Annotated in this window: 24 protein-coding genes and 1 pseudogene; 12 read left to right on the top strand and 13 right to left on the bottom strand. The window is 65.7% G+C overall.

Annotated elements, in window-relative coordinates:
- Positions 1 to 95: 95 nt before the first annotated feature.
- The gene (locus ABIG06_RS37365; RefSeq protein ID WP_370140546.1) at positions 96 to 818 is read left to right on the top strand and encodes a TetR/AcrR family transcriptional regulator; all 723 of its coding nucleotides are present in this window, start codon (positions 96 to 98) and stop codon (positions 816 to 818) included.
- A gap of 23 nt (positions 819 to 841) precedes the next feature.
- Here the strand turns inward: ABIG06_RS37365 and ABIG06_RS37360 are convergent, their stop codons facing one another.
- Positions 842 to 1,447, bottom strand: a complete 606-nt coding sequence (locus ABIG06_RS37360; protein ID WP_370140545.1) for a hypothetical protein — start codon at positions 1,445 to 1,447, stop codon at positions 842 to 844.
- Positions 1,448 to 1,612: 165 nt separating this feature from the next.
- Between ABIG06_RS37360 and ABIG06_RS37355 the strand changes: the two genes are divergently transcribed.
- Positions 1,613 to 2,179 (top strand): SET domain-containing protein, encoded by a 567-nt coding sequence (locus tag ABIG06_RS37355; protein ID WP_370140544.1) that lies wholly within the window; start codon positions 1,613 to 1,615, stop codon positions 2,177 to 2,179.
- A 137-nt stretch (positions 2,180 to 2,316) separates the two neighbouring features.
- Here ABIG06_RS37355 and ABIG06_RS37350 read toward each other — a convergent pair whose 3' ends face one another.
- Complete coding sequence (locus ABIG06_RS37350; RefSeq protein WP_370140543.1) at positions 2,317 to 2,715, bottom strand: hypothetical protein; 399 nt, start codon at positions 2,713 to 2,715, stop codon at positions 2,317 to 2,319.
- 33 nt (positions 2,716 to 2,748) lie between these two features.
- Positions 2,749 to 2,978, bottom strand: a pseudogene (locus tag ABIG06_RS37345) (hypothetical protein).
- Between the two features lie 100 nt (positions 2,979 to 3,078).
- Here ABIG06_RS37345 and ABIG06_RS37340 point away from each other — a divergent pair.
- Both ABIG06_RS37340 and ABIG06_RS37335 read left to right on the top strand, forming a co-directional pair.
- Complete coding sequence (locus tag ABIG06_RS37340) at positions 3,079 to 3,900, top strand: helix-turn-helix domain-containing protein (protein WP_370140542.1); 822 nt, start codon at positions 3,079 to 3,081, stop codon at positions 3,898 to 3,900.
- 41 nt (positions 3,901 to 3,941) lie between these two features.
- Positions 3,942 to 4,766, top strand: a complete 825-nt coding sequence (locus ABIG06_RS37335) for a helix-turn-helix domain-containing protein (RefSeq protein WP_370140541.1) — start codon at positions 3,942 to 3,944, stop codon at positions 4,764 to 4,766.
- Here ABIG06_RS37335 and ABIG06_RS37330 read toward each other — a convergent pair.
- Together ABIG06_RS37330 and ABIG06_RS37325 are read right to left on the bottom strand one after the other, a co-directional pair.
- Positions 4,754 to 5,122: a hypothetical protein gene (locus ABIG06_RS37330; RefSeq protein ID WP_424578564.1), complete on the bottom strand. Its 369-nt coding sequence runs from the start codon at positions 5,120 to 5,122 to the stop codon at positions 4,754 to 4,756. The two genes, ABIG06_RS37335 and ABIG06_RS37330, sit on opposite strands and share 13 nt — an antisense overlap.
- The gene (locus ABIG06_RS37325; RefSeq protein WP_424578563.1) at positions 5,097 to 5,555 is read right to left on the bottom strand and encodes an acyl-CoA thioesterase domain-containing protein; all 459 of its coding nucleotides are present in this window, start codon (positions 5,553 to 5,555) and stop codon (positions 5,097 to 5,099) included. Before ABIG06_RS37325 ends, ABIG06_RS37330 begins: the two co-directional genes overlap by 26 nt.
- 171 nt (positions 5,556 to 5,726) lie before the next feature.
- Here ABIG06_RS37325 and ABIG06_RS37320 point away from each other — a divergent pair, with 171 nt between their 5' ends.
- The gene (locus ABIG06_RS37320; RefSeq protein ID WP_025037346.1) at positions 5,727 to 6,392 is read left to right on the top strand and encodes a DsbA family oxidoreductase; all 666 of its coding nucleotides are present in this window, start codon (positions 5,727 to 5,729) and stop codon (positions 6,390 to 6,392) included.
- 6 nt (positions 6,393 to 6,398) lie between these two features.
- Here ABIG06_RS37320 and ABIG06_RS37315 read toward each other — a convergent pair whose 3' ends face one another.
- From ABIG06_RS37315 to ABIG06_RS37295, 5 genes are all read right to left on the bottom strand, one after another.
- On the bottom strand, positions 6,399 to 7,568 hold the full coding sequence (locus tag ABIG06_RS37315; protein WP_370140539.1) for a GNAT family N-acetyltransferase: 1,170 nt from the start codon (positions 7,566 to 7,568) through the stop codon (positions 6,399 to 6,401).
- A 155-nt stretch (positions 7,569 to 7,723) separates the two neighbouring features.
- Positions 7,724 to 9,163 (bottom strand): cytochrome c oxidase accessory protein CcoG, encoded by a 1,440-nt coding sequence (gene ccoG, locus ABIG06_RS37310; protein WP_124163165.1) that lies wholly within the window; start codon positions 9,161 to 9,163, stop codon positions 7,724 to 7,726.
- Between the two features lie 36 nt (positions 9,164 to 9,199).
- Positions 9,200 to 9,403, bottom strand: a complete 204-nt coding sequence (locus ABIG06_RS37305; protein WP_124163166.1) for a YgaP family membrane protein — start codon at positions 9,401 to 9,403, stop codon at positions 9,200 to 9,202.
- 28 nt (positions 9,404 to 9,431) lie between these two features.
- On the bottom strand, positions 9,432 to 9,875 hold the full coding sequence (trxC, locus tag ABIG06_RS37300; protein WP_370140538.1) for a thioredoxin TrxC: 444 nt from the start codon (positions 9,873 to 9,875) through the stop codon (positions 9,432 to 9,434).
- Positions 9,872 to 11,158 carry an NAD(P)/FAD-dependent oxidoreductase gene (locus ABIG06_RS37295; protein ID WP_370140537.1) on the bottom strand — a complete coding sequence of 429 codons (1,287 nt, stop codon included), beginning with the start codon at positions 11,156 to 11,158 and terminating at the stop codon, positions 9,872 to 9,874. The genes trxC and ABIG06_RS37295 overlap by 4 nt, the downstream gene beginning before the upstream one ends.
- Positions 11,159 to 11,272: 114 nt before the next feature.
- Here ABIG06_RS37295 and ABIG06_RS37290 point away from each other — a divergent pair, with 114 nt between their 5' ends.
- The 4 genes from ABIG06_RS37290 to ABIG06_RS37275 all read left to right on the top strand — a co-directional run bounded on the left by ABIG06_RS37290 (position 11,273) and on the right by ABIG06_RS37275 (position 16,271).
- Complete coding sequence (locus ABIG06_RS37290; RefSeq protein WP_245454632.1) at positions 11,273 to 11,581, top strand: ArsR/SmtB family transcription factor; 309 nt, start codon at positions 11,273 to 11,275, stop codon at positions 11,579 to 11,581.
- 115 nt (positions 11,582 to 11,696) lie between these two features.
- Positions 11,697 to 12,683, top strand: coding sequence for an efflux RND transporter periplasmic adaptor subunit (locus tag ABIG06_RS37285; protein ID WP_245454633.1), 987 nt, complete (start codon positions 11,697 to 11,699; stop codon positions 12,681 to 12,683).
- Positions 12,680 to 15,904 carry an efflux RND transporter permease subunit gene (locus ABIG06_RS37280; RefSeq protein WP_370140536.1) on the top strand — a complete coding sequence of 1,075 codons (3,225 nt, stop codon included), beginning with the start codon at positions 12,680 to 12,682 and terminating at the stop codon, positions 15,902 to 15,904. The genes ABIG06_RS37285 and ABIG06_RS37280 overlap by 4 nt, the downstream gene beginning before the upstream one ends.
- A 10-nt stretch (positions 15,905 to 15,914) precedes the next feature.
- On the top strand, positions 15,915 to 16,271 hold the full coding sequence (locus tag ABIG06_RS37275) for a carboxymuconolactone decarboxylase family protein (protein ID WP_124163172.1): 357 nt from the start codon (positions 15,915 to 15,917) through the stop codon (positions 16,269 to 16,271).
- Positions 16,272 to 16,346: 75 nt separating this feature from the next.
- Here ABIG06_RS37275 and ABIG06_RS37270 read toward each other — a convergent pair whose 3' ends face one another.
- Together ABIG06_RS37270 and ABIG06_RS37265 are read right to left on the bottom strand one after the other, a co-directional pair.
- Positions 16,347 to 16,679 (bottom strand): hypothetical protein, encoded by a 333-nt coding sequence (locus ABIG06_RS37270; protein WP_124163173.1) that lies wholly within the window; start codon positions 16,677 to 16,679, stop codon positions 16,347 to 16,349.
- Between the two features lie 103 nt (positions 16,680 to 16,782).
- Positions 16,783 to 17,187, bottom strand: coding sequence for a hypothetical protein (locus tag ABIG06_RS37265; protein WP_124163174.1), 405 nt, complete (start codon positions 17,185 to 17,187; stop codon positions 16,783 to 16,785).
- Between the two features lie 152 nt (positions 17,188 to 17,339).
- Between ABIG06_RS37265 and ABIG06_RS37260 the strand changes: the two genes are divergently transcribed.
- The gene (locus tag ABIG06_RS37260; RefSeq protein ID WP_124163175.1) at positions 17,340 to 17,564 is read left to right on the top strand and encodes a hypothetical protein; all 225 of its coding nucleotides are present in this window, start codon (positions 17,340 to 17,342) and stop codon (positions 17,562 to 17,564) included.
- A 213-nt stretch (positions 17,565 to 17,777) separates the two neighbouring features.
- Here ABIG06_RS37260 and ABIG06_RS37255 read toward each other — a convergent pair whose 3' ends face one another.
- Positions 17,778 to 18,242 (bottom strand): PaaI family thioesterase, encoded by a 465-nt coding sequence (locus ABIG06_RS37255; RefSeq protein WP_124163176.1) that lies wholly within the window; start codon positions 18,240 to 18,242, stop codon positions 17,778 to 17,780.
- A 381-nt stretch (positions 18,243 to 18,623) separates the two neighbouring features.
- On the opposite strand from ABIG06_RS37255, the gene ABIG06_RS37250 reads away from it, so the two are divergent.
- Both ABIG06_RS37250 and ABIG06_RS37245 read left to right on the top strand, forming a co-directional pair.
- Entirely contained in the window at positions 18,624 to 18,917 is a 294-nt protein-coding gene (locus ABIG06_RS37250; RefSeq protein ID WP_124163177.1) for a hypothetical protein, read from the top strand.
- Between the two features lie 104 nt (positions 18,918 to 19,021).
- Positions 19,022 to 19,276: a hypothetical protein gene (locus tag ABIG06_RS37245; RefSeq protein ID WP_124163178.1), complete on the top strand. Its 255-nt coding sequence runs from the start codon at positions 19,022 to 19,024 to the stop codon at positions 19,274 to 19,276.
- Positions 19,277 to 19,288 lie beyond the last annotated feature (12 nt).

Below are 19,288 nucleotides of genomic sequence, written 5' to 3'. Positions count from 1 at the left end.
CTGATCTTTACATCGTCAAGATTAGGTATCGCTGGTTTTCGCTTCGGTCAAGCGAAATCTTTACACTGTCAATATTGCATCATATAGCTTGTCCCATGGGCAAGAGCGAAACCGCGCCTAACCCGCGCACTCCGAAAAAAGCATCGTCGGCCGCGAAGGCGCAGGCGCGTCCCGCATGGCGCCGAACGGCTACGAGGACCGAGACGCCCTATCATCACGGTGCCCTGCGCGAGGCGCTGCTCCAGGCCGCCGAACGGGTGCTCGAGCGCGACGGACTCGCCGGCCTGACATTGCGCGCGGTGGCACGCGAGGCGGGCGTCTCGCATGCCGCGCCCACTCATCATTTCGGCGATCTCACGGGGCTTCTCAGCGAGCTCGCCGCCATCGGCTTCCGCCAGTTCAATGCCGCGATGGCGTCTGCCTGCGATGCCGCCACAACGCCGCTCGAACGCGCGCTGGCAAGGCCGAAAGCCTACATTGCCTATGCGCAGGCGCATCCCGGCATGTACGGCATCATGTTCCGCACCGAGCGGCTCGACTATTCGAGACCCTCGCTGCACGAGGCCGCCGAGGCCTCCTTCGCGGGGCTTGCCAATGCGATCGGCATGATGCGGCAGGAGCAGATCAGCGAAGATGCGCTGACGCTGAACCAGGGCGCGGCGATCGCGCGCGCCTGGTCGCTGGTGCATGGCTTCACCATGCTGCTGCTGGATGGACGGCTCGAGGACATTCTCGAGCGAATGCCCGAGGGGACGACGGCGGAGCGGCTGCTCGAGGCGATGCTGACGGCGCCTTTGGCCCCGAACATTCCCGTGTAGCGGCTGTTTGCGCCCGCCAAGGCTTACCGCATCGTGGCCAGTTCGACGGCGCGGCCCGGCGCGCCGATGATCTTGACCTTGTCCTTGCCGCACGTGAAACCGCGGGCGAAATCGTCCGCGGCCTTGCGCGCGAGCTCGTTGGCGTTCGGGTTGGCGATCGCGTCGACATAGGCGACGTGGCAGGCCGGGCCCGGCGGCAGCCGGGTCACGACCAGCACGGCCTTGGTGTTCGGCCGTCCCTGCATGTCAGGATCGGTGTTGTCCGCGATGTGCCAGCGCTGGATGATCGCAAATGGCTTTGCGCCGGCAGCGCGCCATTCGATGATGCTCTCCGATGAATTGAACGGCGCGAACCAGACGTTGGCTGCCGGTTCCTCCGCCGCTTGCTTGCGATTGCGGCCGACAGAGACGATCTCGCGCAGATCGTCCTCGGCGATCAGCACCACGAGCCCGTCCTTGCCCGGACATAGCCGCGTGGTGCTGCCGTCGAGGGCGCTGGGCTTGCCGATCTGACGGCAGTCCTTCGGCGCCGTCGAGGTGTAGGTGCTGCTCACGGATTGGGCGTCGGCGCAGCCGAGGCCGGCGCAGATCAGCAGCGCGGTGAGCGATGGGGCGGTCATACGGATCATGATGACACTTCGAGGCAGCTGGAACTCCGTACCATCAGACGTCTTGATTGTGGGCAAGGTTCAAACAGGGGCGGGATATACCTGACAGCGGCGCGGAATCGTTCTAGAAGAGCGGCTTCGCTTTAGGCCGATCCGGCCTCGTTCGCGTTCCTCGTTTCCTTGATCATGCCAGCCACATCCTCGAACAAACCCTATCGCGTCGGCCGTTCCAAGACCGGACTCGGCCTCTTCGCCACCAAACCGATCAAGAAGGGCACCCGGATCATCCGCTATTTCGGACCGATCCTGGATTCCAGGATCCCCGAGCATGACGAGATCGAGAACAAATATCTGTTCGAGCTCAACGGGCGCTGGACCATCGACGGCTCGGTGCGCAAGAACCTCGCCCGCTACATCAACCATTCCTGCCGGCCCAACGCCGAATCCGACGTCCGACCGCGCGAGCGCAAGGTCTATATCCGCGCCATCAAGAACATCGAGCCGGGTGACGAGATCAACTACGATTACGGCACCGACTATTTCAAAGCCTATCTGAAGCCGATCGGCTGCAAGTGCGACTCCTGCGAGAGGAAGCGCAAGAAGCTGCGCGCCGAGGCGCGGGCCGAACGCGCCAAGGTGAAGGCGCGGGCCGAGCGCAGGGCCAAGAAAGCGGATGCGAAGAGCGCGACGGCGAAAAAGAAGAAGCTGAACGGCAAGCACTTCGCCGGCAAGGTCGGTCGCGAAAGGGCATAACACGCCCAAGCTTCCTGCTCAGGTGTCACGGAGCCGGGACCGAACCATCGTGCACGCCGCAGCTTGTCCGCATAGGTTGATTGTCTGAATGTTGTCGTCGCCCGGCCGAGCCGGGCGACGATGTACGTGGTGCGGCCTCACGCTGCCACCACGCTCACGCTCTTCCGCAATCCCACATATTGCAGCTCGGCGAACACGCCGGTGGCGATCGCTTGCGCGACGACCATAAGTTCGCCGGCGAGGTTCGGCGACACCGCACCCGAGAGCAGCAGCGCGATGCTGCCGACGGTCCAGGCCGCATTGCCGATCACGACCAGCAGGACGAGCGGTTTCGCCATCGTTGCCCGCGAAGCGAGCCAGCCGACCAGGGCGGTGTAGGCGATCAGGAACAGGCCGGTCTCGCGCAGCAATGCGTCGGGCAGGTTGAACAGCGCTGCGAACGCGCTCGCGCCGATGGTGAAGCCGAGTGCGGCGACGCCGCTGAAGACGGCGTCGGCGAAGAGGGCGCGGCGCAGGAAGGTGGATGCATCGATCATCTCAGGTCTCCTTGGTTGGACCGGGGTGGAACTTTAGCGCCGACCGCGCCACCAGGCGCGGAGCAGACGGGCGAGACGGAACGGGCAGAGGCTCCTGCCAACGCCGTGCTCGAAGGCGATGACCCGGGCGACGACATAGTCGCCGGTCGAATGCACCAGCGGCTCCGGCATGTTGAGGCTGCGCGCCAGCATCCGGGTCGCGAATGCCATGGCCCAGGGCAGGACGTGGTCTGCAACGTCCGGTAGAGCAGCAGTGCGATCATGGTCATCTCCTGTTGCGAGCAAGATGCGCGCGGCCGCGCCCCAATTCGATTACCTCGCGGGTAATGGAAGGGCCGAAATCCGCATGCTAGGTTTTCGGCCATGAACGCACATGCTTCCACGGCACGTACCGAACGCAGCCAGCCGGTCCATATCGGCGACCATTTGCGTGAATGGCGGCAGCGCCGCCGCATGAGCCAGCTCGATCTCGCGGGCGAAGCCGAGATCTCGGCTCGGCATCTGAGCTTCGTCGAGACCGGCCGTGCGGCGCCTTCGCGCGACATGGTGCTGAGGCTCGCCGAGCGCCTCGACGTGCCCTTGCGCGAACGCAACGTGCTGCTGGTTGCCGCCGGTTTCGCGCCGGCGTTTCCGCAGCGCCCGCTGGAGGATCCTGCCTTGAAATCAGCCCGCCGGGCGATCGACCTCGTCCTTAAGGCGCATGAACCCAATCCGGCGCTTGCGGTCGACAGGCACTGGAACCTGGTCTCTGCCAATCGCATGGTGGCGCCGCTGCTCGACGGCATCCCGCAGCATCTGCTCGGCCAGCCCCTCAATGTGTTGCGGCTCGCCTTCCATCCCGAGGCGCTGGCGCCGCGCACCGTCAATCTCGCGGAATGGTGCGGGCACCTGCTGGAGCGGCTGCACCGGCAATGCGAGGCGACGGCCGATCCCGAATTGATCAAGCTCTATGGCGATCTCAAGAGCTACCCGATTCCGGCGCGTTCGGCTCCGCCGTCGAGTGACAACGTCGCCATCCCCTTCAAGCTGCGCCATGAGGGTGAGATCCTGAGCTTCTTCTCCACCACCATGGTGTTCGGTACGCCCGTCGATATCACCCTGTCGGAGCTGGCGCTGGAGACCTTCTTCCCGGCGGACGAGCGCACCGCCGAACGGCTCAGGCAGATGTCGGCCGGTCTGCCGTAGCGGCGTTTACAGACAGCCGCAGCCCCCGCATAATCCCTGGAATGGACACACGCGCGTTCCGGCGACTGCGGCCGGCCAACCCTGTCGGCGACCTGCTGCGCGGCTGGCGCACCCGCCGCGCGTGGAGCCAGGCCGATCTGGCGTTCGAGGCCGGCATCTCAATCAAGCATCTGAGCTATGTCGAGACCGGCAAGGCGGCCGCAAGCCGCGACATCCTGCTGCAACTCGCATCCGCGCTCGATCTGTCGCTGCGCGACCGCAACGCGCTGCTCGAGGCCGGCGGCTTTGCGCGGCAATATGGCGAGCGCGATCTGTCGGCGCCGGAGCTTGGCGAGGCGCGGCGTGCCATCGATCTTCTGCTTCTCCGTCACGAGCCGTTCCCGGCGATCGTCACCGACCGGCGCTGGAACGTGATGCAGGCCAATCGCGCCGCCTCGCGCCTGATGACCATGCTGCTTGGCCCTACGCGCATGCAGCGGCCGCTCAACCACATGCGCATGTTCCTCGCTCCCGAGGAGCTCAAGCCGTTCGTCGAGAACTGGCCGATTGTTGCAGCCGCGCTGCTGGCGCGGGCGCGGCATGAGGCAATGGCCGCGCCCCTCGATGAAGCCCTGCAATCGACCTGGCGCGAATTGATGCGCTTGCCGGAGCTTCCGGCGACGGCGATCGAGGACAATGCCGTGCCGGGGCCGCTGTGCGAGGTGCGGCTGCGCAAGGGCGATGTCGGCATCGGCCTGATCGGTGCGGTGCTGACGCTCGGCACGCCGCAGGACGTGACGCTGCAGGAGCTCCGCGTCGAGATGTTCATGCCTGTTGATGCCGCGTCCGAGACCGCCCTGGTCGCGCTTGCTGCTCAGGACGACTGAGCCTGCACGGCCTCGCGCCGCTCGAAGCTCATCGCCTGCATCACCTCCGCGAACGGACCGTTGCGATCACTCAGTGTCGCCGTGGTGAGGCCCGCGCCATTGGCGCCGACGCGCGTGGCGGCGCGGATCAGGATCCATTCGCCCTCGGGCGGACGGAAGAAGTAGAGGCTGATCTCCGGGTTGATGAAGGTCCAGCTGCGCATGTCGACGATCTGCGCGACGCCGCTGGAGAAGTCGGCGGCCTGCACCGCCTGGAGCAGCGGCGTGTTCGGCTCGCCCTCGACCAGCGGCGCATCGAGCCGCATCCAGGCTGCCGCCGGGCCCGGCTTATCAAGCGCACCTTCGATGAGGCGCACCGACACGTTCTGGAAATAGCGGCTCCATTTCTGCGCGAAGGCCGGCGGCGGGGGCGCCCGCTTCAGGACCCCTGTCGAGGGTCACGGGCCTCGCGAAAGGATCGACGGGCGACTCCCCGCTCGGCGCCGTCAGCAGCGCCGTGCAGCGGCCGATCTCGGCCTCGCCGTCCATCAGCCGCACCTGCAAGGTCTTGGCCTTGCGACCGTCGCGAAGCAGCTCGCTAATGGTCCCGAACAGGCGCAGGCCCGCCGGCCGCCAGAGATCGAAGGTCAGGCGCCGCACCGCAAAGCCGGATCTGGCGGCGAGGCGCTCGACCTCGCGGGTCATCAGCGCGGTGGTGGCGCTTCCCTGCAGCATGTCCGGCGACCACGGCCCGCCGGCATGCTCGGTGGCCCGGAACAGATCGCCTTCCGGCTTGAAAATGGCGGTCATCGCGGTCTCCCCATTGGGCTTGATCGTGGCCGCAACTATCGGGGCGGGGAGATCCGGTCACAATAACCGCAGAGGTGAAGTCGTGAGCCATGCGGGACGGGTGCCTTGCGCCGCCCCCGGTTCGGCCTATGCTCGGGCGGACCCTCGAAGTGCCCGAAGGAGGCGCCTGACATGAGCACGCTGAAACCGCTCCAGATCGACGTCGTCTCCGATGTGGTGTGCCCCTGGTGCTATATCGGCAAGCACCGCATCGAGAGCGCGCTGGCGCTGGTGCCCGACGTTCCCGTCAAGCTCAACTTCCGTCCCTTCTTCCTCAATCCCTGGGTGCCGCGCGAGGGCATCAGCCGCGAGGCCTATCTCACCCAGAAGTTCGGCTCGGTCGAGGCGTACAAGGGTATTGCCGGTCGCGTCGTCGCGGCCGCGAGCGAGGAGGGGCTCGTGTACAAGCCCGAGTTGGTGGCGCGCCAGCCCAACACGACCGACTGCCACCGCCTGATCCTGTGGGCGGACGCGATCGGCAAGGCGCCCGAGATGAAGCAGCGCCTGATGGAGCTGTACTTCCGCGACGGCGGCGATCTCACCGATGTGAACGTGCTGGTGCAGGCGGCCGCCGACATCGGCCTCGACGCCGACGACGTGCGCAAGCGCCTTGCCACCGACGAGGACGTCGCGCGCGTCTCGGCGGACGCGCAGGAAGCCGCCGACAAGGGCATCTCCGGCGTGCCGACCTATGTCTTCGCGCAAAAATACGCCGTCTCCGGCGCGCAGGATCCGAACCTGCTCGCCCGCGCCATCCGCCAGGTCTCGGCGGAGATCAATGCGCAGGCGGCGGAGTAGCGTCGCTCATTTGCGGAGCCGGCGAACCACGCCTCGCGCGGCCTCGTGCGCGGCGTTGAGACCGACCAGCGCGCCGTGAACGAGCGCCACTATCGGATCGTTGCGCCGGAGCGGGATCAGCACATCGCCGATCGCAAAGCGCCCCCGCCAGATCGGGTTGATCATGGGGTGGTCGGCGCTCGCGGTGGAATCCGCGCTGGCGATGGCGGGATCGGCGCAGAGGTGGCGGGTGAGATCGAGCGTGAGCTGCACGCCCGGCGAATATCTTGCAAAGCGCTCGTCGACGCCGAGCTTGAAGAAGAAGGCGCGGTCCTGATGGCGCAGCACGATGCCGGCGCCAATCGGCGTCGCGCCGGCGCGAAGCGTGATGATCTCGCATTGCGCGGTCTCGGCCAGCGCCGGTACGGCGCGACGGATGAAGGTCGCATCGCCCGCATGCTGGACCAGCGCGGTGCCGCGCTTGCCCTTCCAGCCGCCGGCTTCAAGCCGCAGGAATGTCTCGAGCGCCGGCCCGATCTCGTCGGGCTTGCGCGCGACCTCGAATACGACGGGCCCATGCTCCTCCAGGCGATGGCGCTGGCGCCGCAGCTCCTTGAGCTTCTTGGCGCCAAGCGCGTCGCGCAACAGCGTTTCGCCATCCTGTGTCGCGTCGAGGCTGGCGCGGATGTAGGAGGAGAGGATTCGCGGCTTCAGGCCGGCGCGGCCCAGAACCTGCCTGAGCACGTCCATCGCAGCGCCGTCGAGGGCGACGTCGGTCAGCACGAGCGCATGCGCGCCGGCTTCGCGCGCCCGCTGCAACAGGCGCGTGGCGGCCTCGATCGGCGCATCGCGGTCGATCAGCGGGCTGCACAGCGTGCCGTAGGGATGCGCGCTCACCAGCGCGGGCAGGGGGATCTTCCAGGCGCGCCAGAGCGAGATCACCGGCATCAGCCCGATCAGCCGCGTCGACGATGCGTCGAATGCCGGCAGCGCCGAGGCATTGCTGCGCCCGCGGGCGGTCGCACTGACAGCCAGCTCCCAGGCGGGCAGATAATATCCGTTCGGCTCGACCGCGCGCTGCGCGAGCGCGCGCCACTGGCCGGGGTCGATTGAGGTGAGGGCAACGTGTGCGCGCGCCGTCGCGGCGTCCCTTGCGGATGCCGGATTGATCGCCGCCTGCTGCGCGATGTCGACCACGTCCCATTTCCCCGTTCACGCGAGCCTAGGCCGCGCTACGGCGATGCTTAGCGCAAAGATCGGAAAAATACCGTTGGGATGCTGCTTCAATTCGAGCGGTCGTGTTAACGTCTCGTTGAGCATCCGGCGGCCGTCCGCCGGAGCTCGGTGGCCTCTCACTGGTCACCCGGGACGAAATGGTCGCGGGCGCTTGCCCGTCCGCCGCCGGTGATATCCGTGATCGCGATGTCGATGTCCCGTGACGTGCGTGGCAGATGTGCCGGACCGACCTGTACGGACAAGCGCACCTCCCGGGTCTGATCCTGACCGACCTCGACGACCGGCTTGCCGTCCGAGCCGACCTCGGTACCGGCGGCGCGAATGGTCGCGCCGGGCAATCCGGAGATATCGAGGGCAAACGATCGTTGTGCGCCCTTGTTGAGGATGCGCACGGTGTAGTCGTTGCGCACACCGCCATCCGAGAGCTGGACGAAAACGGGATTGCGCTCGTGCAGCACGTTGACGTCCATCGTCGCGCGCGTCGCGAGGGTGTACAGCATGATGCTGCCGACGACGGTGATGGAAGCGGCATAGATCAGCGTGCGCGGACGGATGATGCGGTAGATCGGTGGCTTGCCTTCGCGCCGGCGCTGCATGTTGATGTCGGTGTCGTAGCCGATCAGGCCCGCGGGCCGGCCGATCTCGCGCATGACGTTGTCGCAGGCATCGATGCACAGGCCGCACTGGATGCAGCCGAGCTGGATGCCGTTGCGGATATCGACGCCGGTCGGACAGACATTGATGCATTGATGGCAGTCGACGCAGTCGCCGGCGAGATCACCATGGGCGCGCGCGGCATCCGCCTTCTTCACCGACATGCGCGGCTCGCCGCGGTCGCGGCGATAGGTGACGTTGAGCGCCCATTCGTCGGTGAGAGCCGCCTGGATCCGCGGCCACGGACACATGTAGATGCACATCTGCTCGCGGGCATGACCGGCGAATAGATAGGTCGTGGCGGTCAGGATGCCGATCCAGATATAGGCGAGAAGCGGGGCCTGGAAGGTCGCGAGTTCCTTCACCAGCGTCGGCGCGTCGGCGAAATAGAGCACCCAGGCACCGCCGGTCCACCATGCGATCATGATCCAGAGGAAATGCTTGAGTGCGACCTTTCGGATGTGACCGAACGTCCAGTAGTTCTTGTCGCCCTGCATGCGCTCGCGCCGGTCGCCTTCGACCCAGCGCTCGACCGCATAGAACAGGTCGGTCCACACGGTCTGCGGACACATGTAGCCGCACCACAGCCGCCCCGCCACCGCATTCATCAGGAACAGCGTCATGGCCGCGATGATCAGCAAGCCGGTGAAGTAGTAGACTTCCTGCGGCCACAGCTCGATGAAGAAGAAGTAGAAGCGGCGGTGCGGCAGGTCGATCAGCACGGCCTGGTCGGGCAGGCCGGGTCCGCGATTCCAGCGCACGAACGGCAACAGATAATAGGTCCCGAGCGTGACGCAGAGGATCGCCCATTTGATGCGGCGGAAGGGGCCGTGGACCGACTGCGGATAGACCTTCCTCCGCTTCTCGTAGAGCGGTCCCTCGATGAAGGTGTCGTCGGTCATGGCAAATTCCCCCGCATCACAGGCTGGATTGCGCGTTCAGGTGAACGCGCAGCCGCTGCTCAGGCCTAGCTTCCTGAACACGATCGCCGCCGGGCAGAAGCCGGTGAACGAGGCCTGCAACATGTTCAGCCCGGCAAATGCCGTCAGCAGGTACCAATACGCATTCACATAGGTGCCCAGTGCGAGACCGAGCAGGACGACGAATCCCGCAAACGCGAGAACGGCTTTGTCGACATTCATGGTAGGCTCCTTTTCCAGGTGCGGAACGTTACGAGCGGGTGAGGTTGGCCTCGGTCCAGGCGACGATGCTGCGTGCATCCATCGCACCGGAATGGCGGGCGATCTCGCGACCGCCGCGCATCAGCAGCAGCGTGGGAATGCCGCTGATGTTGAGGCGCGACGACAGTGCAGGTGCGTTGTCCGAGTTGAGCTTCAACAGCCGAACGTTCGGCTCCAGCTGCTGCGCGGCGCGCTCGAACATCGACGCCATGGCGCGGCACGGGCCGCACCACGGTGCCCAGACGTCGACCAGCACGGGAATGTCGCTGCTCGCGACATGGCGGCTGAAGGCCTCCTCGTCCACCTCGATCGGATGAGCGGTGAACATCGGCTGGTGACAGGCGCCACAACGCGCGCCTTGCGCGGCGCGTTCGGCAGGCAGGCGATTGATGCGCCCGCAATGTCCGCAGACGATCTGGCGTGTCGTGCTCATGTGCCGGTTCGGACCTCCTTGATCTTGGCGATGTTCAGCCGGTCGAGCAGGAAACGCTCATAGAACGGCTCGCTCTCGCCGCGCCGCATCTTGCGCAGGAAGTATTTCTCGAAGGCGACCTTGGCGAGATGCACCCATTCGCCCTTGGAGGACCAATTGACGTTTCGCGGCGGGATTTGCGGCTGCGCCAGGAAGGCAACACCGGAGTCGCCGAAATCGGCGAGGCAGATTGCGTTCCAGGTCGGCTGTGCCGTGGGCGCCTTGCCGCGGAGCAGGGCACCGATGTTCATCGCCGTCGCCGTCACCATGGATTCGATCATGAATCCGGTCTTGGGGACGCCGACCGGCACAGGTGTCGCGCCGACCGGCGCGATCGCGACGCAGACGCCGACCGCGAAGACATTGGGAAAGGCGGGGTTCTGCTGGTGCTTGTCGACCACGACGAAGCCGCGCGGGTTGGTCAGTTTCTCGATTCCGCGCACCGCCTCGACGCCGCGAAAGGCGGGCAGCATCATCGAATAGGCGAATGGCAGCTCGTGGGCCTTGCGAGACGTGCCGTCGTCGCCGAACTCCTCTACCGACATCAAGCCGGGGGCGACGTTATCGACGCGTGCATTGGTGATCCACTTGATGTGCTTCTCGCGCATCTCGCTTTCCAGAAGGCTCTTGGTGTCCCCGACGCCATCGAGACCGAGATGGCCGATATAGGGCTCCGAGGTGACGAACGTCATCGGGACCCGGTCGCGCAGCTTTCGCCGGCGCAGCTCCGTTTCCAGGATGAAGAGGAATTCGTAGGCCGGCCCAAAACAGGAGGCGCCCTGCACCGCGCCGATGACCACCGGACCCGGATTCGCCGCGAGCTTTTCAAAGGCTTCACGGGCATGCGTGGCATGATCGACGTGGCAGACCGACTGGGTATGGCCTTGCGGCCCGAGACCCGGAATCTCGTCGAATGCCAGTTCGGGGCCGGTTGCGACGACCAGGTAGTCATAGTCGATCGACGTCCCGTCGCCGAGCTCGACACGGCTCTCGGTCGGGTGGACGCGCCTTGCGCCCTGCGTCAGCAGTCGCACGCCCTTGCGTTTCATGACGTCTGCGAGATCGATCTCGATCTCCTCGCGCTTGCGCCAGCCGACTGCGACCCAAGGATTGGATGGGACGAAATGATAGACGGCGCCTTGCGAGACGATGCTGAGGCGATCCTCCTTTCTCAACTGCGGCAGCAATTCATAGGCCATCAGTGTTCCGCTCAGACCAGCTCCGATTACGACGACTTCCGCCATGGGTTCCTCCGTTGGGGTTCACCGCTCCGCCGGTTAATCCCGACTGTCGTACGGCGCTTGACTATATATTCGTAATTTCGTATATACGCAAGTATGAAGGTTAATGCTGAAGTCATGGAGCGGGCGGCGGATCGGGCGAGCGAGCTGCTGAAGGCGCTCGCCAACCGGCACCGCCTGCTGATCATCTGCCAGTTGATCGACGGCGAGCGGTCGGTCGGCGAACTCGCCGAGTTCCTGAACCTCCGGGACTCCACGGTTTCCCAACATCTTGCGCTCCTTCGCAAGGATGGATTGGTGTCGGCCCGGCGGGAGGCGCAGACGATCTTCTATTCGATTGCGAGCGAGCCGGCGCGCGAGGTGCTGAAGACGCTCTATCAGGCGTTCTGTGCGCCGGAATCCGCAAGGACGAAGCGTACTTTATGAGCGCCCGGAGCGTGGCGCGTTGAGCGAGATCAACGTCCGCTTCGAGGATGCCCATCAACTACAGAGGACACCCGCGAGCGCGGTGTGATGGTTCATGCTGACACGGATGCGCCCTATGCGGCTCAAAGGAATTTTTGTTGTCTTGGTCGCCGGCCTGTGTGCAGGCGTTGCGCGCGCAGAGACGCTCACTGTGGCGCAGCATCCGGTGGCCGACGAAAAGGCCGTCTTTGCCACGGTGGAAAGCATCAGCGTCGTGCCCGCGCGCGGGCGCATCGGCGGGACCGTGGTCCAGCTCCAGGTCAGGGAAGGGGATCGCGTCACCGCCGGTCAGGCGATTGCCGCGATCGGCGATGAGAAGCTCGGCCTGCAGATGAAGTCGCTGGATGCGCAGATCGAGGCGCTGCAGGCGCAGGCCAGCCAGGCGCAAATCGATTTCACGCGCATCGAGGGGTTGGTCGAGCGTGGCATTCTGCCGCGCGTCAAGCTCGACGAGCAGAGGACGGCGCTGAACGTGGCGGAGAACGGCCTGCGCGCCAAGACCGCGGAGCGTGCCGTCATCAACGAGCAGCTCAACCAGGGGCAGGTGCTGGCACCGGCAGGGGGACGTGTGCTGAAGAGGCTCATCACGGTTGGTTCCGTCGTGCTCGCGGGCGATCCCATCGTCACCGTCGCGCAGCAGAATTTCAAGCTGCGGCTGCGAGTGCCCGAGCGCCACGCGCGCTCTCTCAAGGCCGGCGACAAGGTGCGCGTCGATGGTGCGGAGCTTGGCGGCGAAGCCGCCAGATGGGGCGTCATCGATCTGGTCTATCCGCAGATCGAGGAGGGGCGCGTCATTGCGGACGCGACCGTCGAGGGGCTCGGCGAATATTTCGTCGGCGATCGGCTGCGGGTGTGGATCTCCGGCGGCAGGCGGTCGGCTTTCGTGATTCCGGCAGGCTACGTGAAGACCCGGTTCGGCATCGACTATGTCCAGCTTCAAAAGCCCGGCGAAGTGGTCGACGTGCCGGTACAGCGCGGCCGCGAGTTGCCGACGCCCGCTCTTCCCGATGGACTTGAAATCCTGTCCGGCATCCGTACCGGCGACCAGTTGGTGCGGCCGTGAATCTCGGACTCTCAGGCCGGCTGACCAAGGCGACGATCGGGTCGCCGCTGACGCCATTGTTCCTGCTTGCATCGCTCGTGGTCGGCCTCCTCGCTGTCGTCGTGATTCCGCGCGAGGAGGAGCCGCAGATCAGCGTGCCGATGGTCGACATTCGCGTCAACGCCGATGGCTTGCGCGGACCCGACGCGGTCGAGCTCGTCACCAAGCCGCTGGAAGCGATCGTCAAGGGCATCGACGGCATCGAGCACGTCTACAGCCAGACCGAGGATGACCGCGTGATGGTCACCGCGCGGTTTCTGGTCGGAACGAAGGCGGAGGATGCGATTCTCCGCGTCCACGAGAAAATCCGCGCCAATCTCGATCGCATCCCGGTCGGGATCCCTGAGCCTTCGATCGTCGGCCGCGGCATCAATGACGTTGCGGTGACGGTTTTGACGCTGTCGCCGAAGCCGGAGGCCGCCGAGCACTGGACCGACAAGGATCTGTTCGAGCTCGCGGACAAGCTGCGTTCGGAGTTGATGAAGGTCGACAATATCGGTCTGACCTACATTTCCGGCGGCGCGGCGCAGCAGATCCGGGTCGAACCCGATCCGGAAAAGCTGTCGCTGTTCGGTATCACGCTGCAGCAGCTCGTCGCCAAGGTGAAGGATGCCAACCGCTCGTTCCTGGCGGGCCAGGTCCGCGATGCCGGTATCGTGCGCAATGTCGCGGCCGGCCAGACGCTGTCCGGCATCCCCGACATCGGCCTCCTCCTGATCTCGACCCGCGACGGGCGGCCGGTCTACGTCAAGGACGTGGCCTCCGTCGTCATCGGGCCGAATACGCTCGAGCACCGCGTCTGGAATGATGCGCGCGATGCCAAGGGGCAATGGTCGCGGGTGCCCGCGGTCAGCCTCGCACTCGCCAAGCGCGCCGGCGCCAACGCGGTGGTGGTCTCGGCCGACATCGATCATCGCCTGCAGGGATTGAAGGCGCGGCTTATCCCCGACGACATCCAGGTGACGGTGACGCGCGACTATGGCGAGACCGCCAACGAGAAGGCCAACGAGCTCCTGTTTCACCTCGGTCTCGCGACGATCTCGATCGTCGTGCTGATCGCGGTTGCGATCGGCTGGCGCGAGGCGGTGGTGACCTTCGTCGTGATCCCGACGACGATCCTGCTCACGATGTTTGCGGCCAATTTGATGGGCTACACCATCAATCGCGTCAGCCTGTTCGCGCTGATCTTCTCGATCGGCATCCTGGTCGACGACGCCATCGTCGTGGTCGAGAACATCGCGCGGCACTGGGGCATGCGCGATGGCCGGCCGCGCCTGCAGGCGACCATCGAGGCGGTGGCGGAGGTCGGCAATCCCACCATCGTCGCGACCTTGACCGTGGTCGCGGCGCTGCTGCCGATGCTGTTCGTGTCGGGCCTGATGGGCCCCTACATGGCGCCGATTCCGGCGAACGCCTCGGCCGCCATGCTGTTCTCGTTCTTCGTCGCCATGGTGGTAGCGCCCTGGCTGATGCTCAAGCTGGCGCCGAAGGGCGAGATGGCGGCGGCTCATGCGGCGCACGATGAAGGCCGGCTCGGCCGGATCTACCGGCGCTTCGCCACTCCGATCGTCAGGAGCAAGCGCTCGGCCTGGATCTTTCTGCTCGGCGTCGGCATCGCGACGCTGCTGTCGATGACGCTGTTTGCGACCAAGTCGGTGACCGTCAAGCTGCTGCCGTTCGACAACAAGTCCGAGATCGCCGTCGTGGTCGATCTGCCGGAAGGGGCGAGCCTGGAGGCGACCGAGCGTACCCTGTTCGGCGCGGCCGAGATTGCGCGGCAGTTGCCGGAGGCGACCTCGCTGCAATCCTATGCCGGCACGCCGGCGCCGTTCAATTTCAACGGCCTTGTGCGGCACTACTACCTGCGCGAGAGGCCGGAAATGGGCGAGCTGCAGGTCAATCTGGCCGCGCGCGGCGAACGCAAGCGGGCGAGCCACGACATCGCGCTCGAGCTGCGCGAGCGGTTGAAGGCGCTCGATATTCCCAAGAATACGAGCATCAAGGTGGTCGAGGTGCCGCCCGGGCCGCCGGTGTTGGCGACGCTGCTGGCCGAGATCTACGGCCCCGATGCCGCGACGCGCCGCGCGGTCACCGCGGAGATGAAGAAGATCTTTGCCCAAGTGCCGTTCATCGTCGACGTCGACGATTCCATCGGCGTGAAGCGGCCGCGGCTGCGGCTCTCGATCGATCAGGACCGGCTCGAATTCTTCGGCGTCGAGCAGCGCGACGTCTATGACACTATCCAGGCGCTGTTCGGCGGCACCTCGATCGGCTATTCGCATCGCGGCGAGGACCGCAACCCGATCGAGATCGCGGTGCATCTACCCAAGCGCGGCCTGGTCTGGGACGAGGCGCTGGCCTCGACGCCGGTGCCTGCCAATACGCTGCCCGGCAGCAAGACGGTGGTCGAGCTCGGCCAGGTCGTGAAGGCGACCATGGAAGAGGGCTCGCCGACGATCTTCCGCCGCGATGGCCGCTTCGCCGACATGGTGATGGCCGAACTCGCCGGCCGCTTCGAGGCGCCGCTCTACGGCATGCTTGCGGCCGCCGATCGTGTCGACGCCCATGACTGGGGCAATTTGCCGAAGCCCGCGATCAGCCTGCACGGCCAGCCGTCGGACGAGTCGCGTCCGACGCTCTTGTGGGACGGCGAATGGGAAATCACTTGGGTGACCTTCCGCGACATGGGCGCGGCCTTCGGCGCAGCCATCCTCGGAATCTACGTGTTGGTCGTCGCCCAGTTCAGGAGCTTCCGTCTGCCGCTCGTGATCCTGACGCCGATTCCGCTGACGCTGATCGGCATCCTGATCGGGCACTGGCTCCTGGGTGCGCCGTTCACCGCGACCTCGATGATCGGTTTCATCGCCCTGGCCGGCATCATCGTGCGCAATTCGATCCTGCTGGTCGACTTCATCCGGCACAGCGGCGCCGAGGGCAAGTCGCTGCGCGACGTTGTGTTGGAAGCCGGCGCCGTCCGCTTCAAGCCGATCCTGCTCACCGCGCTTGCGGCCATGATCGGCGCGGCAACCATCCTGCTCGATCCGATCTTCCAGGGATTGGCGATCTCGCTCCTGTTCGGGCTTGCCTCGTCAACGCTGCTGACCGTGCTGGTGATTCCCGCGATCTACATCGCCTTGCGCGCGCCGCGCGAAGAGGCTCCGACCACAGCCAGATCCAGCTAGCGAGGAACCGATGGACAAGAACTACGTCGACATCACCAGGAACATCTCGGCCAACCTGAAGAAGCTGCGGAGCGACATTCCCGACACCATGAAGGGATTTGCCGTACTCGCCCAGGCGGCCACGCGCGACGGCGCGCTGGACAAGAAGACGAAGGAGCTGATCGCGCTGGCGCTCGGCGTCGCCGCGCATTGCGACGGCTGCATCGGCTTCCACACCGAGGCGCTGGTCAAGCTCGGCGCGACGCGCCAGGAGATCGAGGAGACGCTCGGCATGGCCGTCTACATGGGCGGCGGGCCGTCGCTGATGTACGCGGCGGATGCGATCGCGGCCTATGAGCAGTTCCAGCAGCAATCGACCGCCGGATAGCGCCGGTCGCCTGACATGATTATGCGGACGGGACCGGGCGATACGTCTTCTCCGGTCCCGCCCATTCTTGATCGATTACCAGCGGTCGTCGACACCGACGCCGACGCTGACGCCAGGCGCGCGAATGCCGACGCCGGCGCGCGGACCATCATCCCAATCGCGATGATAGGTCCGGCGCTCGTAATAGCGTTCGCGCGGCATGTAGTTATAGGAATCGCGTACGATCACACGCGAACCGCTCCGTGTGCGATAGCAGCGGCCGGAATCGTCGCAGACAAGTCGTACCTGCTGAATGAGGTCCGGATTGGTGTACTCGCTGCTCGTATAGATATCGGAAGCCTTCGCACTCGACGCGGCTGCCAAAGCACCGACGCCCGCCAACAGCGCAATAGTCAACGTCCTCATCATGTCCTCCTCGAAACTGCCCTCGGCGGTAACAAGAAGGGGAGGCGGTGATCGTTCCCGGCCGCGATGCTGGTTTTTCCCGGAACCGCATCGTCGCGGCGGGTTCCTAAATCCGCTCGAAAGTCTCCGTGCCACAGATGTCGTCGGCTTCCGCCCGCCGGCGGTCCACGACTTTCCCGCCGTTGATGGTCACGATGTAGGTCTGAGCGCCGAGCGGCGTGCCGGTCGCGGAGGTGAGCTGCGCGCGGACGCACGCCGTCCAGCCCGGTCCTCGCACCTCACGATGAGGCGGGGCGACGTGCACCTCGCGCGGGTACGACGTTGAAAGAAAGACGACGTCGATCTGCTCGCGCACCACGCGCTTGACGTCCGGAGGCGGTTCGGGCGGCGGTTGTTCCGCCTCCTTCATGCGCATGAACTCCGGCACCGGTGCGCGGCTATCGGCAAAGCCGCAGCCACCGAGCGCAAGCGCGCCACCGAGCAGCGTTGCATGAGCAATGATCCGCAACATCCGTGAAGGTCCCCTGCGGGCGAACAGATAGGCACGAATGCGATCCGACGAAGACCATGCCGATCAAGATTTGCTGAAGGCCTGGAACTCGCGGCAGTTGCTATTCCGCGATTGGCGGCTAGTTTGTACCCCACACGAGGGGGATTGCATCGATGAGGATTTTGGTCATAGCGGCCGCGGTCCTGGCGCTGGCGGCGGCCTCGGCGCAGGCGCAGGGGCGGCGCCAGCCCAATGACGGACCCAAGCCGGCGGACAACACGCCGAAGGTCGACGAGAAAGCCTACAAAGCCGCACTCGAGCGCATTCCCGAGCCCAAGGACAAGTACGACCCCTGGGGCGGCGCCCGCCCGAGCGAACCTGCCAAGAAGCCGAAATGAAGTGAGGCTGATCTTGCGGACATGCCGGTTTGATTTCGGCCGGGCTCGCACTTGCATTGCTTATAGCGCAGCCAAGCCGCGAGGCGCCGTCGCCTTGGTCGCGCATGACTGGCGCTACTTGCACGGCACTTCAGACTTTTGTTGACCACGTTGGAGCGGAGAGCCGCTCAGCGAACGCCCGACGAGCCTTTCTCTCATGGCGTTACGCGCGCTTCATCCCGGCAGCATCGCGAACGCGCTCGACACCATCGCGACCGGCCTGCTGTCGGCGGCGGAAAGCAGCGTGACGCGGCCAAAGCTCATGGTGCGCCCGAGCCGCACCACGCGCGCGTCCGCCAGCACGTCCATCGAGGCGACCGCGCGCATGAAATGCGTGGTCTGGTCGACCGTGGTCATGGGGCGGTAGCCGCGATTGGCCGCGAGGATCGCGATCACCATCGCGGTGTCGGCGAGCGCCATCAGGGCCTGGCCGCAGACCACGCCGCCGTTCCGGCACAGTCGCTCCGAAAACGGCATGCGCAGGATCGCGCCCGGCTGCCAGTCCGGTGCGTCTGCCGGCTGCGCGTGCTCGATACGCTCGACCGCGAGGTTGAGATCCTGGACCCAGGGCGCGAAAACCTCGCCGAGGATGCGGCGGGCGTCGGCAAGGCCGAACTCGGCTTCTGGCTGCATTTGCATTGCTGTGGCGCGCTCCTGTATTGCCGGATGTTTCGCCTCATTGTGCGCGCATCGGCGCGGCAAAGTCACCCGGTCTTGCGCCGGTCCCGTCGGCTTGAAATTGCCCGACTTGACCCGGTATGATGCCTCGCTTGGGTACGGGTGGATGATGTTGCGTCGGTGTGTCCTCATCTTTGGCATGGCCGCGCTCGGTCTCGCGCTGAGCGGGTGCACCAAATGCGGCCCGATCTGGGACGACTGGTTGCATGCCCCCAAATCGTGCAGATCGGATCGGCTCTAGCGGACCTGCGCGGCCTGGAGCGGCCCCAGCTTGCGACCGGGCTGAGACAAGGATGACAGGGCAGCGGGCGATCCGCGCCATGGATGATCAAGGAGTGGATGATGAAGCTTTTCCGTTTGGCCGCGGTGCTGGCCGTGCTGGCGGGACCGGCCTATGCGCAAATGCCCAATCTCAATCTGCTGCAGGATGCCCCGAGCAAGACCCCGGAGGAGAAGGCTGCCGAAGCCGAGCGTGAAAAGGCCTACAAGGAAACGCTGAAGAAGATTCCGGATTCCAAGGTGTCCAACGATCCCTGGGGCGGTATGCGCGCCGACCCGCCGAAGCAGCCGGCGGCACCGAAGGCGGCCGCAACCAGCGCGCCGAAGAAGACGAAGGGCGGCACGGCCGCCAACTGACCGCAAGCCCCTCGGGGGCGGCACGATGCCCTTCGGACAGGACTCCTCTTGATCCGGCCCGCGCCCTACATTTGGTTGAGCGTAGCGCGTCAAGGAGGGCAGACATGGCCGATCGTCCGCGGGATCTCGCCGAGCGGATGGCACGCCGGCGCAAGGCGGCCGGCAAGCCGGGCCAGGCGGCCGGCGACGGCTATCTGCGCGAGACCTTCACGTTGCCGCGCGCGGCGGCGCGGGAACGGGCGCAGGCCTTCTTCGCCCGCTACCCCAAGGCCGGCTATATGAGTGCCGTCGAGACCTGGCGCGAACTGCCCGGCGGCGACATCGAGTTCACCATGCGGCGGCTGCCCAGCGCGGACTGATCCGAAAAAACC

The organism is Bradyrhizobium sp. USDA 326, assembly GCF_049739485.1.
In the GTDB taxonomy this organism is placed as follows: domain Bacteria; phylum Pseudomonadota; class Alphaproteobacteria; order Rhizobiales; family Xanthobacteraceae; genus Bradyrhizobium.
Note: the sequence above shows the minus strand (reverse complement) of the source record. Positions and strands in the feature narration are given on the sequence as shown.